General features: G+C 45.5%; 14 protein-coding genes. 1 reads left to right on the plus strand and 13 read right to left on the minus strand.

From position 1 onward, the window contains the following. Nucleotides 1-172 precede the first annotated feature (172 nt). The 11 genes from ABXS70_RS12595 to ABXS70_RS12645 all read right to left on the minus strand — a co-directional run bounded on the left by ABXS70_RS12595 (nucleotide 173) and on the right by ABXS70_RS12645 (nucleotide 12,488). Nucleotides 173-1,285 carry a beta-eliminating lyase-related protein gene (locus ABXS70_RS12595; protein ID WP_342555916.1) on the minus strand — a complete coding sequence of 371 codons (1,113 nt, stop codon included), beginning with the start codon at nucleotides 1,283-1,285 and terminating at the stop codon, nucleotides 173-175. Beyond that, entirely contained in the window at nucleotides 1,282-1,743 is a 462-nt protein-coding gene (locus ABXS70_RS12600) for a MarR family winged helix-turn-helix transcriptional regulator (protein ID WP_342555915.1), read from the minus strand. Before ABXS70_RS12600 ends, ABXS70_RS12595 begins: the two co-directional genes overlap by 4 nt. A 264-nt stretch (nucleotides 1,744-2,007) precedes the next feature. Continuing rightward, nucleotides 2,008-3,726 (minus strand): ABC transporter ATP-binding protein, encoded by a 1,719-nt coding sequence (locus ABXS70_RS12605; RefSeq protein ID WP_366296140.1) that lies wholly within the window; start codon nucleotides 3,724-3,726, stop codon nucleotides 2,008-2,010. Between the two features lie 321 nt (nucleotides 3,727-4,047). Beyond that, nucleotides 4,048-6,030: a serine hydrolase domain-containing protein gene (locus tag ABXS70_RS12610; RefSeq protein ID WP_366296634.1), complete on the minus strand. Its 1,983-nt coding sequence runs from the start codon at nucleotides 6,028-6,030 to the stop codon at nucleotides 4,048-4,050. 285 nt (nucleotides 6,031-6,315) lie between these two features. Next, a complete protein-coding gene (locus tag ABXS70_RS12615; protein ID WP_366296142.1) occupies nucleotides 6,316-6,741 on the minus strand; it encodes a hypothetical protein in 426 nt (141 codons plus the stop codon). A gap of 40 nt (nucleotides 6,742-6,781) precedes the next feature. Then, nucleotides 6,782-7,771, minus strand: a complete 990-nt coding sequence (locus ABXS70_RS12620; protein WP_366296144.1) for an acetylhydrolase — start codon at nucleotides 7,769-7,771, stop codon at nucleotides 6,782-6,784. A 202-nt stretch (nucleotides 7,772-7,973) separates the two neighbouring features. After that, nucleotides 7,974-9,386 (minus strand): HAMP domain-containing sensor histidine kinase, encoded by a 1,413-nt coding sequence (locus tag ABXS70_RS12625; RefSeq protein WP_366296146.1) that lies wholly within the window; start codon nucleotides 9,384-9,386, stop codon nucleotides 7,974-7,976. Further along, complete coding sequence (locus ABXS70_RS12630) at nucleotides 9,379-10,056, minus strand: response regulator transcription factor (RefSeq protein ID WP_366296148.1); 678 nt, start codon at nucleotides 10,054-10,056, stop codon at nucleotides 9,379-9,381. The genes ABXS70_RS12625 and ABXS70_RS12630 overlap by 8 nt, the downstream gene beginning before the upstream one ends. Nucleotides 10,057-10,081: 25 nt before the next feature. Then, complete coding sequence (locus tag ABXS70_RS12635) at nucleotides 10,082-10,369, minus strand: hypothetical protein (RefSeq protein WP_366296150.1); 288 nt, start codon at nucleotides 10,367-10,369, stop codon at nucleotides 10,082-10,084. Nucleotides 10,370-10,401: 32 nt separating this feature from the next. Continuing rightward, on the minus strand, nucleotides 10,402-11,532 hold the full coding sequence (locus ABXS70_RS12640; RefSeq protein WP_342555909.1) for an FAD-dependent oxidoreductase: 1,131 nt from the start codon (nucleotides 11,530-11,532) through the stop codon (nucleotides 10,402-10,404). A 47-nt stretch (nucleotides 11,533-11,579) separates the two neighbouring features. After that, a complete protein-coding gene (locus ABXS70_RS12645; protein WP_342555908.1) occupies nucleotides 11,580-12,488 on the minus strand; it encodes a LysR family transcriptional regulator in 909 nt (302 codons plus the stop codon). 125 nt (nucleotides 12,489-12,613) lie between these two features. Between ABXS70_RS12645 and dapA the strand changes: the two genes are divergently transcribed. Then, complete coding sequence (gene dapA, locus ABXS70_RS12650; protein ID WP_366296153.1) at nucleotides 12,614-13,483, plus strand: 4-hydroxy-tetrahydrodipicolinate synthase; 870 nt, start codon at nucleotides 12,614-12,616, stop codon at nucleotides 13,481-13,483. Nucleotides 13,484-13,542: 59 nt separating this feature from the next. On the opposite strand, the gene ABXS70_RS12655 is transcribed toward dapA, so the two are convergent. Then, nucleotides 13,543-14,109, minus strand: a complete 567-nt coding sequence (locus ABXS70_RS12655; RefSeq protein WP_342555906.1) for a helix-turn-helix domain-containing protein — start codon at nucleotides 14,107-14,109, stop codon at nucleotides 13,543-13,545. Nucleotides 14,110-14,359: 250 nt separating this feature from the next. Beyond that, nucleotides 14,360-15,838, minus strand: a complete 1,479-nt coding sequence (gene abc-f / locus ABXS70_RS12660) for a ribosomal protection-like ABC-F family protein (RefSeq protein ID WP_366296155.1) — start codon at nucleotides 15,836-15,838, stop codon at nucleotides 14,360-14,362. Nucleotides 15,839-16,155: the final 317 nt, after the last annotated feature.

Here is a 16,155-nt window from a genome sequence, read left to right on the forward strand (position 1 = left end):
GACGCAAAAATAAAAGGCGTGCCCTACAGGCCGGATATCCCCTGCAAAACACACCTAGATTCTAACCGCATACATCTTCCAGCACGCAGTGCGCTCCTCTTCAATCAGAATTATCGCGAAAGCTGTCATACTCTCCTGCGCTGATCTTGGATAGGATTAGTGCTTTTAGCATTTAAACCATCGCCGCTGTCTGTAACTCCGCAAACGGTTCAGCAGCTTCAGCGATTTGAACCTGATTATCATTTTTTTGCAGCAGCTTCACGATATCATGAGTCAGGGCATCCACATTTTCTTGACGGGTCGCCCAACTGGTGCAAAAACGAACTGCACTGCGGGAGTCATCCACCTTTTCCCAGAATGTAAACGTATAGTGCTCGCGAAGCTGTTCCAGCAAGCCGTTAGGCAGGACAGGGAACTGCTGATTCGTTGGAGAAGCGTACAGGAATTCCACCCCTTGCTGCTCAAGGGTATCGTGAATTCTTAAAGCCATATCCACTGCATGACGCGAAATATCCAGATACAGACCATCTTCAAATAACGTCTCAAACTGAATACCAAGCAATCTGCCTTTAGCCAGCAGACCGCCCTTTTGCTTGATAATATAACGGAAATCACGCTTCAGCGCATCTTTCAAAATGACAACCGCCTCGCCCATTAACGCACCAATCTTGGTCCCGCCAATGTAGAACACATCGCACAGGCGTGCGAGATCAGCCATCGTCATATCACAATCTCTAGATGCAAGGGCATAACCCAGGCGTGCTCCATCGATAAAAAATGGCAAATCACATGCTTGACTCACCGCATACAGCGCTTCAAGTTCAGCTTTGCTGTACATCGTACCATTTTCGGTGGGTTGAGATATGTAAACCATGCCGGGTTGAACACTGTGCTCTGGTGATGATTCCTGCGCATGTGCATCATAGACCGCTCTAACCTGTGTTGCGGTGATTTTGCCGTCCAGGCTTGGAACCGTAAGCACTTTATGCCCCGCTGCTTCAATCGCGCCTGTCTCATGAACAGCAATGTGACCGGATACCGCTGCAATGACCCCTTGATGAGGCCGGAGAATGGATGCAATAACCGTTGTATTGGTCTGCGTACCTCCAACGAGAAAATGTACATCCGCCTCTTCATGATCACAAGCCTGTCGAATCAGCATTCGTGCACGCTCGCAATGAGCATCCGTGCCATAACCGCTGGTCTGCTCCAGATTTGTCTCCATCAAACGCTGCAAAATTCGTTCGTGTGCACCTTCATTATAATCACATTCAAATCGTATCATCGTGTTGTCTCTCCTGCCTTCTTGTTCAGCTTCTCTTGGATGTTCATCATGGAGGTATAGACCTCATGAATCTCTTCTTCACTCAGGTTCTGCATTAATTTCAATATCTGCTGATCGGATCGATCATTCAGTTCGGCAAACAGCACCTGTCCTTTGTCCGTCAGACGAATCAGACTAGCCCGGCTGTCCTCAGCAGAATCAGATTTGATCAGCAGCCCTTCTTTGGTCAATTTGTTTACAATTCGGCTCATATAGCTGCGGTCAATCGTGAGTGTATCAACCAGATTGTTCGCGATACTCTCTCCGCGCATGCCAATCTCGATAATGACCCGTGCTTCGGCAAAAGAATACCCTGTCCCGAGAATATGCTTATCAAGCACACCAAGAATATTCGTATAAAAACGGTTAAACCGCCGCATGTCAGCCAATACTTCCGGTTGAATATGCTGAGAGTTCATCGCAAGACCTCCCCTTTAGTGGACATTGTCAACATTATATTAATCAGGATTGTGGACACTGTCAACATTATTTACCTCACAACCTGGAATGCAAAAAAAGCCGCGCAGCTGCGCGGCTCTATACCTTTAATAAAAAAAACCGGAACGAATGAAGTGAAACATTCATCTGACCCATTTCATAGAAGCTTTATCAGACTGAAAGTCAACCTTCTTCCATCACCTGATGTGTCCTGATCACTCAACCATGAATCTTTCCCGCTTGACCTACGAGTGATTATACTGCACTTGATGCAGGCGGCTGTAGATACCTCCGGCAGCAACCAGTTCCTCGTGGTTACCTTGTTCCGCGATTCCATCGGCGTTCACCACAATAATGCGATCCGCATTTTTAATTGTGGTCAGCCGGTGAGCAATCACCAAAGTTGTTCTGCCAACAGACAATTCAGCGAGAGATTGTTGAATCAGCGCTTCGGTCTCGGTATCCAGCGCAGAAGTCGCTTCATCCAGAATCAGAATTGGTGGGTTTTTGAGGAACATACGGGCGATGGACAGCCGCTGCTTTTGCCCACCAGACAGCTTCACTCCTCGTTCCCCAATGATCGTATCCATGCCGTCCGGCAGGCTCAGAATCAGCTCTTCCAACGAAGCGCGGCGGGCCGCTTCCCAGATCTGGTCCTTGGTTGCGGTCAGGTCACCATATGCGATATTTTCTTTAATCGTCCCCGAGAACAGGAACACATCCTGCTGTACGATTCCGATCTGCTTACGCAGCGAATGCAGCTTAATGTCGCGGATGTCCACACCATCTACCGTGATTCTTCCTTCCTGCACCTCATAAAAGCGCGGCAGCAGGCTGCAAATGGTTGTTTTCCCTGCACCGGAAGGCCCCACAAAAGCTACCGTTTCCCCCGGACGAACCGACAAACTGATCTGATTCAGGATGCGCCGACTTGATTCGTAACCAAACGAAACATTTTCGAAGCGGATATCTCCCTTCACCTCATGCAGTTCAACCGCATCTTTGCGGTCCGCAATCTCAGGTTCTGTGTCAATAATCTCCAGATAACGTTTGAAGCCGGCGATGCCCTTCGGGTAGCTCTCAATCACGGCGTTAATTTTCTCGATGGGACGGAAGAAGATATTTGACAGGAGCAGGAACGCCATGAAATCGCCCATGTTGATTCTGCCGTCAATGTAGAACCATGCCCCGCTGATCATCACAAATACGGTTACCAGGCGCATCATCATATAACTGACCGAGATGCTTTTCGCCATCGTTTTGTAAGCGAGCAGCTTGGTAAGACGGAAATTGGCGTTATCTACAGCAAACAGCTTTTTCTCATGTTCTTCGTTGGCAAAAGACTGCACGACACGCATGCCGCCTACGTTGTCTTCAATACGAGCATTGAAGTTACCCACGTCGCCGAAAAGCCTCCGGTACGTCTTGGTCATCCGGCCCCCGAACACAATAATAACCCAGGCCATAATCGGAATGATGATAAAGGTCAGTAAAGCCAGCTCCAGATTAATATTGGCCATCAGCCAGAACGATCCGATCAGTGTCATTACGGCAATGAACACATCCTCGGGTCCATGGTGAGCCACCTCGCCAATATCGTTAAGGTCATTCGTGAGATGACCGATCAGATGCCCTGTTTTGCGGTTATCAAAGAACCGGAAGGAAAGTTTCTGCAGGTGGGCGAACATTTTCTCCCGCATATTCGTTTCGATGTTGATTCCCAGCATATGTCCCCAGTAGGTAACGACATAGTTTAATACCGTATTCAGCGCATAGATGGACAGCAGCACGATACATGCGAGCAGAATCAGCGGCCAATCTTGTCCTGGCAGCAGTTCATTAATAAATTTACTTACGGCGAGCGGGAATGCGAGCTCCAGCAGACCTGCGAATACAGCGCAGCCAAAGTCGATCAGAAACAATTTTTTGTAAGGTCGATAATACGAAAAAAAACGACGAAGCATTCCTATTCACTCTCTCTCTACATTCATATTTAGTTGTGTATGTTCGCTCTGCAGCGTATAGGACATCAATGTTTACAATTGTATACATCCTTCCAAAAGATGTAAACCTGTTATTTCCTTCTTATCAAGAAGAACATTTGCAGCAGCAGCATATCGAATTTGATCATTCTACAGCATCGCGAGAATAAATTTTCAAAATAAATACCCCAAAAGCCTTCTCTAATAATATAGAGAAAGCTTTGAGGTATTTTTTTCAATCTGACTCAATGGCCTCGAGTTAACATTGGCTGAGGTTCTTTTTGAATAACGTTGGTTGAGGATCTATCGTTCAGCGTTTGTTAAAAAAATTTCAAATGCAGCGCCAGAATCTCCTGCAAATGTCACGTGTCCGTTTTCAGGCAAGACCACCTCATTTTTACCACTAACCACCGTATGATTTATACAAACCCCTGTCTGGTCATATACCGCAAAGGCAGCGTTTGCAGGCATCTTTACCGTCATAACTTTACCTTTGGCTGCTGCGGGTACCGAAAACCACCGAGCATAACCATCAGGCTGCACCGTGACCCTCGATTGTTTGCCGCCATACATCGCTTGAACTGTCTCTTCGCTGGCGTATACATGACCTCCTGCTTCGATATACTCGATTCCGTTCTGCCTGGAGAAATGCATATCCATCGTGTCTCTACCTGCCAGACCAGGGATTTGGACTTGGTTCACTGCACGACTGGCTCCAACTATCCGGCTGCTTCCCACATATCCAGGAACCTCCTTGTCTATATGGAAAGGAATGATGGTTGAGGCATGCAGGTATGCTGTGGAAGTATACTTCTCATTGATCAAGTAATACCTATTCCCTTCGCGCTGATCCCACACCGCCTGAATCTCGCTGGACAACTCGTTGTTTTCAAGCTTCTGTGCCGTATATTCGGAGAAAGCGAGCTGTCCTACCTCAGGTATAGACAAATACGATCGAGACCATAAGTAGACATGTCCGTTTGATTCTTCAACAAACTTTAATTTTTTCGTGCCTTCCTTGTTTACAAATGTTCCATCCGATGTGGAGATGTACTCATCAGAAGAACGACCGGAATCGGAAGAAATCAGCAATTGTCCGGCTGCATTCATATCCACCTTCATTACAGGTTTATTACCACCATAATTCCCCGTGTATTTCAACAACGCTCCTGGCATGTCCGCCTTCACGGGTGTGCCAAAGGATTTTGCCGGCTTGCGTTCTTTAATGATATCTTTGGCTTCAAATGCGCTGAGTAATAACTCGCTGGCTATAGTCTGATCGAGTACACTCGTGTCTCCCGAAGAAGTGACGGCTGCGGCCAGATTATATTCTGGAAGAATAACCAAGGAAGAATGGTATGATACCGTATCTCCACCTTTTGTAACCGCCTTGACGCCGTAATCACTGAATGGGTACAGGCTCACACTATCCCATCCTAATCCATAAGATATTGAGGTATCGCTATCCTCCGGCCACAAGCCTCGTTTGTATTCGTTTTGCTCCATGGCTTGTGCGGATTGGCTTGAAAGAATCCCCTTAACTTCTCCTGTAAAGATTTGCGAAAATTTCACAAGATCCTCAGCGGTAGAATAGATGCCTCCTGAGGCAATAATATTATAATTCTCTTGTGGAAGCTGCCCTTCAAACAGCGGTGAATAGTTTCCCGCCATGTCTGCCGGGCTGACCCTATCCTGTGGTGTTCTCGTATGCTCCATTTTCAACGGCTCTGTAAAGTGTTTATGGATAAATGCTGTAAAACTCATGCCGCTGACTCTTTCTACCAGAAGTTCAGCTAAAGTAAACCCATCGTTAGTGTACACAGAATAATCACCTGGTTCCGCCTTCAGATGCTGCCCAGCCAATTGTTCCAGAAAGGTATCCTGTGCAAATGTATCATTATCCCGATACAGGGTTGCATTGTGACCTGAAGTACCCAGAAGACCAGCAGAATGATTAAGCAGCATGCGTGGTGTAATTTGCTGGTAACGATGATCTTTCATCTTAAACTCGGGAATATAGTTCGTCACAGGCAGATCCAGATTCACCCTCCCTTCATCAACCAGTTTCATTACTGAAGCTGTAACAACCATTTTGCTGGTCGTCCCGATGCCATAGATTGTATCCGATGTCAGCGGGACCTCTCCCTTCTGATCATTCCTGCCTGTCTGACCCGAAACTACTATTTCCCCATGATCAATGAGAGCATACTGCATACTTGTTATCCCATATGTATCGGTAAGCAGACGAGCCTTCTCCATCACCGTTTTCTTGGTTGGTTCATACATCCGCTCACTGCTATTAAGAACAGCTGGTGCGGCGATGGCTGTCCAAGGTGTTAACAAGGTGATCACCAGACTCAACGTTGCGATTGATTCATGACCTTGTTCATGTTCATTCTCAGCTTCTTTTGTGGTCCCATTCACATCTTCTCCTGATTGGTTGTTAGACCCATACCTTTGGATCTTAAGCAAACATAATCAATCAGGATGTACTGTTCATGACGTCTATATGAACAGTACATGAACAAGTAAAATATATTTCGGTGTTAACGATCCGTCAGACAGACTTGATTACAGATCCCCTGGTTCCACAAATTTCACCTCAGGATACATATCACTCGGACCTTGAACAAGGTTTCCACCCGTTCCTTTCAGATGCTTATTGAAAAAATCAAGTACATATTGATCTACGATCCATGAGCCTCTTTTTCCATCGATATCTCCCGTGATTCCCGTCAGTTTAATCAATGGAGAATAGAATTGAAGATCTGTGAAATTGAAATGCTCAGTTCCTTCTACATAAATCACATTTCCCTGATGATGGATTACATTTTTCATTATGTGCAGCTCATCTGTAAGTTGTTTAATCACTTCGTTATCCGAATCTGTATTGCTTTTAAAGTCTTCCAACCATCCCTTGAAAACTCCTGATCTTATGAACATAAACGGCTTGTTGATAACGTCTCGATTCTCCACTTCATACAGTGACCCATCCATATTAATTCCAGCCTTAATTCTATTGTCTAAATAAGCTGTATTAAACGTCTGCAGCACCCCCAAAGGAATGTCCCATTACGCCTAAATGATTTAAATCTATTTTTCCTTTGAATTGACTCTCGATTGCACCTGAATTCAACTTTTCTATCTGATCGATTACAAACTCAACGTCTTGTGTCCATATCTTCCCGATTTCTCTGCGCTCGTCAATTGTTGTCATCTTGGTTTTATAATCCGTCACACGTCCATCTGGAAAAATAGTAGCAAAGGTGCTGTACGTATGATCGATGGTTACCACGATATAACCATGACTGGCCAGATTCTCGGCCTGTGATGCATGTAAAACCCTGCTGGTTCCCATTCCATGTGATAACAGGATTACGGGATAAGGACTTGTTGAGGGTAATATCGCTGTATTTTCATACGTGTTGGTTTTACTATACTTCCAATAATCAAACACAAAGTCAGGCAGGTTCAAAGAATTAGAGTATGTCTGAATATACTTCTTGAACATCTCTTTATCTTTAGGGAAAAGAAGTTCACTCTTGTTGTTATTTTTATTTTCAGTTGGATACCAAATCTGAATCATAAGCTCTCTTTTATCACTCTGTTCCTCAGTTAAAACTTCATCTCTGCCTAGATCTGTCAAATGAAAGGTTTGAGTACCCACTTTCTCTGGTCCATCAGGTTTAGGCAGGTGAAAGACAGGCATATATACTAACAAAAAAAGTGATACAACCATGATCACAACGGTGACGGCGGCCAAACTATATTTCAGCGGCTTCCCTATTTTTGTTTCCATATTCTTTTGTAAATGCTTGGATGAAACGATGATGATGAACAGACCTGTCATGATATATACCAAAAGCATCTGCCACCTATAACCTTCGATTAGCAAGTGAATTACCAAGATTACAATGCTTCCAATGCTTAGAGCCATGCCTGTTTTCACTGCAGCTCTTTTAACAAACAATACATCTGCAAGTAAAGAAAAACAGGATAAAACTAAAAGTACTTCAAATAATCTCATCTTGAACCCTCTCTTTTCTTATATAGAGCCCACTTGATCGAGTGTTAGATCTGTATATTGATCTGGCTGCTAAAAAAATTATAATCACTCAACATGTACTGCCCGTGACATCTACATGAACACCATATGAACAACGCAAAAAGCTGCATTCACATACAAGCGAACTTGTACACGAACACAGCTATAGGGAACGTCATAATCATTAATCCATAGTCTTACCAAGAGGAACTGACGATCCTGCCGAGGATGAACTGATGGAAGAAATGATGGGAAGCGTAATGATAAACGTCGTTCCTTGATCTATTTTACTTTCCACCTGGATATCCCCTTGATGCAGCGACACAATCTGTTTGGTGATCGCAAGACCCATTCCGCTGCCGTCATATTTACGGCTGTGGGAACGATCGGCCTTAAAGAAGCGCTCAAATATACGTTTCTGATCCTCCAAAGGAATGCCAATGCCGTGATCCGATATCCGTACGGTTACATTTCTACTATCCCGTTCCATCCTGACGAGAATCGACCCTTTATCCTCTGAAAACTTGATACCATTGCTGATTATATTGGTCCACACCTGGTTCAATTGATCATGGTCTGCGAGGACCTGCACCTTCTGCAATTCCAGCTCAAACCGAATATCCCGGGCAGACCATTGAGGTTGTAACGCAACGATAACCCGCCTAATCTGCTCATCCAGATCACGTGTGACAAGCTGCAGTTGATGTGACTGTGATTCCAGCAAGCTAAGCTTGAGCAGGCTGTCGCTCATTTTAGACAACCGTTTCGCCTCTGAAATAATAATGTCAAGATACCGTCCTCGTTCCTGATCCGGCAGTTCTACATTTTTCAAGGCTTGGGCATATCCTGAGATAGATGTGAGCGGTGATTGGACTTCGTGCGAGACATTGGCTACAAACTCTCTTCTCATGTGCTCGAGCTGCTGCAAATCATTCATCATCTCTTCAAAGCTCCGGGCGAGTGTGCCCAGTTCACTGGTTTGCTTGATATTCAGCTTGACATTGAAATCACCTGCTGCGATACGTTTTGTTGCCTGAGTCAATTTTTTGATCGGTCTTACCAGAAACATGGAAGCAATCAGAATGATCAGACTTCCGGCAGCCAAGGATGAGGAGGCAAAAATCGTGCCCCACTGTATTACAGCCGCCGCCGCGGGCGGAGACAGGGTTTCAAGAAACATGGCTCGAGTCCCGCTCGCAGTCTGAACCGGCAATCCCAGCAGCACCGTACCGAGACCATTCGGTGTCAATTCCAATACGGTTCCTTCCAACACCTTCTGAACCTGCTCCTGCGTTACTGAAATTGGCTCGTGGCCTTTATCTTTTCCGAACGTGTGGATCTGTCCTGAAGGCTCGACCATTCGAATGTAATACAAATCGAGCTGCTTCATCTTGTTGACGAATTCATCCGCTTCGGATAACGGCAGCGTTTTATATATCTCTACAACATCCTGACCAAAATTACGGATGTTGATATGGGCATTATCGTTAAGCTGATCTTTAAATATCCAGGTGGACAAAAAAAATGCGATCACAGTCCCTGCAATGACAGATACCAGAAAAGTCACAACGACCCGGATATACAGAGATTTAATCATGCTTGACCTCTAGCCGGTACCCCAACCCCCGAACGGTTTCAATCTGAAAATCGGGAGTCGCCGCAAAACGTTCACGCAGACGTTTGATATGTACATCCACCGTTCGATCATCCCCCGTATAATCCAGCCCCCAGATCTGATCGATTAACTGCTCCCGCGTATAGACCTGTCCCGGCGTTCCGGCCAGCTTGTACAGCAATTCGAATTCCTTGAGCGGCAGTGTCAGCGACTCTTCGCCAAGCATGACCTTGTAGCTCTGCCGGTCCAGCGTGACATTGCCAAACTGAATCATATGGGTGGAGCCAATCTTGTATCGTTTCAGCAGAGCTTTCACACGAACAGTCAGTTCCAGAGGGTCAAACGGTTTCGTCAAATAATCATCCGTTCCCAGTTCAAATCCTTTTACTTTCTCCCAAGTTTCACCTCTTGCAGTCAGCATCAGAAGAGGCAGCTCGGCGTTCAGCCGCCTTAATTCCCTGCACAAGGCCCAGCCATCCATAACAGGCATCATAATATCCAGCACAACCAGGTCAACAGGAGTTTCCTGATAGACAGCGAGTGCTTGCTTGCCGTTCACGGCCTCAACTGTGGTGAAACCGTCATTTCTGAGAAACAGGCAGACCAGTTCGCGAATATTCGCATCATCGTCTGCGACTAATATAGTAGGCATATGGTTCTCCTTCTAGGATAATATTCTAATCTACAAGTTCATCCAAGGCAGCCTCCAGCTCTTCAAGCCGTGTCGTCAGCGAATTCACTTGAGTTCGTGCGTCTGCAAGCTTTGCTTGTAAAACCTGGGCTTCGCCAATCTCTGCTGCCTCTACCTCTTGCTGTTCCCTCTCATTTCGAATGCATCCTTGTTCGTATCGCTTCAGCCTGTTGGCCGCTTCAACTCGCTCTTGCTTTACTTTTTCGATCTCATACTCCAGATGCAGCACATCAGACAGGCTTGCTCCGCCTGATAGACGCTGTGAATATGTCACAAAATCACCTCTTTGCTCAGTTCTTATCCCGCCTATGTCTCCATCTGCATCGCTTTACTTACATCATAGGCTTCCACATTTATTTCCGATACCCCATCGATCGCTAATTTGGCCAGCTGACTGCCAATATAAGGACCCATGGTCAAACCGGAGGCACCGAGTCCATTCGCTGTAATCAGACCTGACCATCCAGGGACATGCCCCATAACGGGCAGAAAACCAGGCGTAAACGGACGAAAGCCAACACGAACCTCTTCAAGTGTACTATTGGAGAGGTCAGGTGCAAGTTCAAGTCCTTTGTTCAGCACTTCCTGCATACCCCCTGCAGTAATTCGTGTGTCGTAACCTGCCGCATCATTTTCATGTGTAGCCCCAATAACGATTTTCTGTTCTGCAAACGCCAGCAAATACTGGTCGGAAGGAGGCATAATCACAGGCCAGCTGTCTGTATCTTCTTCACTTGATGTGCGCAAATGCACAATCTGAGCCTTTTGATAATGGACTTTAAAATGAATCCCCAGCGGCTTCATCAATTCATTCGCCCATGCTCCGGCACAAACGACGACCGTATCCGCGGAATACCGCTCGGTCTGCACTTCTATTCCAGTCACTTGTTCGTGGTTATAGATTATCCGGGCCTCCCCCTGAATAAAGCGAGCACCATGCCGCTGTGCAGAGCGAATCAGTGCATCACGCAGTGCTCTGCCATCAACCCGGGCTGCTCCGCTGATGTGTACAGATGCATAACCTTCCCCTAGTAAAGGGAACTGTTCACGGGTTTCTTTTTCATCCAGGCATGTAATCGTTCCAATCTCTGGAGCATCCACTCTGCGCAGCTTGGCTCGTTCCACCATCTTATTGATTTTGTCCACATCCGTATGGATGCTTAGTGCACCTGTTTGCGCATATCCTGTCTCCGTTTCTCCATCACGTTCCAGCTCGGCAATAAGCGCAGGGTAATAACGCGCACCCGCCTTGGCAAGCTGATACCAGTCCTGATTCCGCCGCTGGGATAACCAAGGACAGATGATGCCGGCTGCCGCATCAGTGGCCTGTCCGGCATCTTTTCGATCGATAAGCAGCACCTTCGCTCCTGATTTCGCTAAATGATAAGCGGTTGATGCGCCCAATATGCCCGCCCCGATGACAATAACTTTTTTCATGCCAGCATCCCTTTCTTCTCTATCTCTCTCTTTCATACTTTCACCGTTTACATTTCCGCCCGCGCAGGCAGCCAATCGGATTCTCTGGCACCCAGATTCGTGATAAACTGCTGCAGTGCATGAGATATCCATTTTCGCGTATGAATCACCAGTTGAATCTCCATGGTAAATTCGGTATGAACCAGCGGCAGCACTGTGAGCTTCTGTCTCTCAATCTCATCCAGAGCAATCATCTGCGGCAAAAGTGAAATGCCTGGTCCAGCCATAATACTCCGTTTAATCGCCTCAGGACTTCCAAGCTCCAGACCCACTTTGTATGGAATTCCGTTCGTTCTCAGCACTCTCTCCAGAAGCTGCCTGTAGTTGCAGGAATCCTCCGGCATAATCCATTCTTCATCTGCCAAATCACTCAATGCAACCTTGGATCTGGCCGTGAGTGGATGGTCCGAGTTCACGATGAGCACCAGCGGCTCCTCGCGGATTGTAATCCATTGCAAACCCGATTCGGGCGAGGCATTCGCCAGAATGAGACCGACATCCGCCTCTCCTTCTCTTACCTTTTGCAGAATCAGATCTTCTCGATCTGTCTGAAGCCGAATGCCAAGCTCAGGATATTGTTTCCGTGTCGTTTGAATGGGCTCAGGCAGATAATAGGAAGCAAGCGAGTCCATTGTTGCGATGGTAAGCGAACCCCCGCCCTGCTTGGTCAATTTCTCCTGAGAATGCTCGAATATCTCCAGCAGCTGTCCTGACAGTTTAAATAACTCTTCGCCAGCTGATGTCAGCCGAATTTTATTGTTATTATATCGTTCAAACAGTTTGACCTGATAGATTTTCTCCAGCTTTTGAATCTGGGTTGTGACACTCGACTGTGCATACCCAAGTTCTTCAGCTGCTTTGGTGAAGCTCTGCCGCAGTGCAACCTCCCGAAAGGTTTGAAAATAATTCAAATCCATCTTATGTTCCCTCTCATCATCAAAATTATTGATAACACCCATCATCTATTATAGCTAACTATGATACCTTTTCCCATGGTAAAGTGAATGAAATGGAATTCCAACATACATTTGGGGGTCATACGATGTTAACCGAACAACAGATTCAAGGTATTTATATACCTGTGATCACACCTTTTACCAAAGAACGCGAACTCGATCTTCCTTCGTTCCAAAACTACATCAAAGTTATGGCAAGCAGCGGTATTCATGGCTTGGTGATCAATGGTACGACAGGAGAATCACCTACCGTGACTTGGGATGAAGTGGAACAGCTTGTGAAGGCCGCGAAGGAAACACTGAGCAGCATCAACTCGTCCGTACCCATTATGGTTGGAACGGGAACCAATAACACGGCTTCGACGGTGGCGAGAACGAAGAAAGCCGCAGCACTCGGAGCTGACGCTGTTCTTGTTGTTACGCCATATTATAATAGACCAACCGAAGAAGGCATTTATGAGCACTTCCGCATGGCAGCCGGCGTAGGCATCCCTGTGATGGTATACGAAATCCCGGCCCGTACAGGTGTTAGAGTTTCTATCGATATGATGAAGAAAATTATGAACATCGATGGCGTTATTGGCCTTAAGGATAGCACAAATAACCTCGACCTCATGACTGAACTGGTACGCTGCGGCTCCAAGCCCATTTTGTGCGGAGATGATACATTCTTCTACGATATGTTAACGAAAGGCGCAGCCGGCGGCATGATGGCATCGGCCAGTATTAATCCAGAGCGTTTCCTGGAAGTATACAACCGTTTTGCAGCCGGTGAAAAAGAAGAGGCTTACCGTCTCTATACGCAGCTGCTTCCATTCATTAAAAATCTCTTTGAAGAGCCTGCTCCCGCTATGCTGAAACATCTGCTTGCCAAGCAGGGCATTATTGCTTCCGATCAGCTGCGTCTGCCTTTGATGCCAGCATCAGAGCAGTTGAAAGCAAAGATTGCACTATAAAGTAAAGCCGCAGATTCTTCTGCGGCTTTACCTGTGCAAATCTGTTTCACGTGCAGCTTCTATTTTGCAGCAAAACCGTGATAGAACGTATCCACCACAAGAGCAGGTGCTGCATTTCTGGCGATATTACCGGTGATCACCTGCTGCCATGTCAGGAAGAGAATAGAATACAGCACTTCAACCATCCACATTTTATCCATATCCGAACGGAAAAACCCTTTCTCTTGAAGCACCCCGATGGCGTGCAGCACCGGCTCTCTGAGCTTCAGATAAGCCTCTTCAATGTCCGCGCTGTAGTTAACAGCGGCATCATGTCCCAGAAAATAAATCTTGTCCCCCAGCGGTATTAGCGCTTCAATCAGCTCGGGGATATATTGTTCTACACGATCCTCATCCAGCTTAACCTGCTGCAGCGTCTCGTTCACAACATCAATTGCACGCATCGCCAGATGGATCATCAGCTGTTCACGGCTTTCGACATATCTATGTAATGTGGCAATTCCGATGTTCGCTGCCTCAGCAATATCATTCATCGATGCATTCGGCTTCACGATAAGAAGCTTGGTTGCTTCATCCAATATGGTATACATTCGATTTTGCTTGAATGTTAACTTCTCTTTTTTCATAGCGAACTGCACCTCTACTTAGGTATTTGTTTTAGTATCACTTTCTCTATTTGATCAGAATATATATCATATGATCTTCTTTGTATCATCTAACTATATCATATTTCTTCACAAAACCAATGTGAGAGCTGCATAATGTTAAGTCCTTGTCTATTTCATAGTAAAAAGCCGCCCAAAGGCGGCTTCAGATTGCTGAGAACCCAGTCTTCCAAACCCGAAAGACTGGGTTTCTTACTTATCTCGTGCTGTGTTACAGTTCGATCACTTTGGTGGCTATATTTGTGCAGAACTCACTGTCATGCTCCACAAAAAGCAGGGTTGGTGCAAAGTCCAGAAGCAATTCTTCGATCTGCATCCGTGAAATAACGTCGATATAATTCAGCGGTTCATCCCAGATGTACAGATGAGCCTGCTCGCTGAGACTTTTGGCTATGAGTACTTTCTTCTTTTGTCCTGCGCTGAAGGTCAAGATATCTTTCTCCAGCTGCAGTCCGGATAGATCCAACTTTCTCAAAATTGATTTGAACAAAGTCTCGTCTATCCCCTCGCTGACAGCATAGTCAGACAGATTACCGCTGAGATTCGATGTATCCTGTGATACATATGATATTTTCAGCTGTTGATCCTTGAGAACAGCACCCGTATGGGAAATATCTTCATCACAGATTAATTTAAGCAGACTTGATTTGCCTGATCCGTTTGCACCATAAAGTGCAATACGATCGCCCTTTTCCAACTTGAAATTTATATCCTTGCACACCAGATTGGAATCATAATAGATCGATACATGGTCACATTCGACCAGCTCATTTTTGTGATAAGACAGTGGATGAATTTGTAAACGATCGGCGATTTCGATGTTTTTCAGGAGTTTGGATTTCTCCTGAATGGCAGACTGCTGCCTCTGCTCGATATTTTTGGAACGCTTCATCATCTTTGCAGCCTTGTGCCCAATGTAACCTTTATCCACTTTGGACCCGGAATTTCGGGTTCCATTTTTGCTTGTCTCGACCAAATCAGACCATCTCCCGGTCCGCTTAGCCGAGTCTGATAGTCGTTTGATATCCTTAATCAGCTTTTCATTGCTTGCGAGTTGATACTGATCCTGTCTTCTTTTGTTTTCCCACCAAGCTGAAAAATTACCTTTCTGAATCTCAATGTTTGTTTTGTTAATAGACAGAATGTGGTCTACACAATGATCCAGAAAAGAGCGATCGTGAGAAACCAGTATGAATCCGCTCTTGCTGCGGAGATACTCACTAACCAGCTTTCTCGCATGCAGATCCAGATGGTTGGTGGGCTCATCGATGAGCAAAAATTGATTATCCTTCAGGAACAACGCAGCCAGCATCACTTTGGTTTGTTCTCCATTCGATAGTGAATCGAATGGTCGGTAAAGGACCTCTTCAGACAGTTGAAGCAGGTTACATTCTTTTATCAATTGCCATTGGAGAAAATCAGGAACAATCTGGGCAACGATATCAACCGTCACAGCTCCCTTATCCTGCACATGAAAGGGAAAATAATCAAAGCTGACATTGGCCGAAATATGACCACTGTATTCATATTTGCCCAACAATAGATTTAGAAATGTCGTTTTTCCGCGACCATTCCTCCCGGTAAACCCTAATTTCCAATCCGAGTCGAGCTGAAAACTTACATTCTCGAATATATTATCGTAACTGCCTTCATAAGCAAAGGTCAGATTGGTAACGTTGATTATAGACATATTGATCATCCTTTTTATGTGAAATATAAAAGTTGTCGGGCAGTGTACAACCTGACATGGTCTGAATCACTTTCATATTTGAACATAATCAGGACAACGCAAAAAATTTCATTACAATGTTTATCGCGCACTAACATGTCCGGATTCTGTTTTATTATGTTTTGTGAACCATGCCATAATTTGCGTTTAATGACAGGTTCACAATTACATCCACAATCTCCAGTTCATTCAACACTTTCTCACCTCCTTTTTAGATTAGCCCTGTTCATGCTGAAGCATAATTCGGAAGCCTATGTACAAATTGGTTAGAAGCAAAC

It is taken from the genome of Paenibacillus sp. AN1007, assembly GCF_040702995.1.
In the GTDB taxonomy this organism is placed as follows: Bacteria; Bacillota; Bacilli; order Paenibacillales; family Paenibacillaceae; genus Paenibacillus.

Bases quoted from the DNA above. Each gene is read 5' to 3' on its own strand.
- ABXS70_RS12595 (WP_342555916.1), bottom strand. From the start codon at position 1,285: ATGATACGATTTGAATGTGATTATAATGAAGGTGCACACGAACGAATT.
- ABXS70_RS12600 (WP_342555915.1), bottom strand. From the start codon at position 1,743: ATGAACTCTCAGCATATTCAACCGGAAGTATTGGCTGACATGCGGCGG.
- ABXS70_RS12605 (WP_366296140.1), bottom strand. From the start codon at position 3,726: ATGCTTCGTCGTTTTTTTTCGTATTATCGACCTTACAAAAAATTGTTT.
- ABXS70_RS12610 (WP_366296634.1), bottom strand. From the start codon at position 6,030: ATGTATGAACCAACCAAGAAAACGGTGATGGAGAAGGCTCGTCTGCTT.
- ABXS70_RS12615 (WP_366296142.1), bottom strand. From the start codon at position 6,741: ATGGATGGGTCACTGTATGAAGTGGAGAATCGAGACGTTATCAACAAG.
- ABXS70_RS12620 (WP_366296144.1), bottom strand. From the start codon at position 7,771: ATGAGATTATTTGAAGTACTTTTAGTTTTATCCTGTTTTTCTTTACTT.
- ABXS70_RS12625 (WP_366296146.1), bottom strand. From the start codon at position 9,386: ATGATTAAATCTCTGTATATCCGGGTCGTTGTGACTTTTCTGGTATCT.
- ABXS70_RS12630 (WP_366296148.1), bottom strand. From the start codon at position 10,056: ATGCCTACTATATTAGTCGCAGACGATGATGCGAATATTCGCGAACTG.
- ABXS70_RS12640 (WP_342555909.1), bottom strand. From the start codon at position 11,532: ATGAAAAAAGTTATTGTCATCGGGGCGGGCATATTGGGCGCATCAACC.
- ABXS70_RS12645 (WP_342555908.1), bottom strand. From the start codon at position 12,488: ATGGATTTGAATTATTTTCAAACCTTTCGGGAGGTTGCACTGCGGCAG.
- dapA (WP_366296153.1), top strand. From the start codon at position 12,614: ATGTTAACCGAACAACAGATTCAAGGTATTTATATACCTGTGATCACA.
- ABXS70_RS12655 (WP_342555906.1), bottom strand. From the start codon at position 14,109: ATGAAAAAAGAGAAGTTAACATTCAAGCAAAATCGAATGTATACCATA.
- abc-f (WP_366296155.1), bottom strand. From the start codon at position 15,838: ATGTCTATAATCAACGTTACCAATCTGACCTTTGCTTATGAAGGCAGT.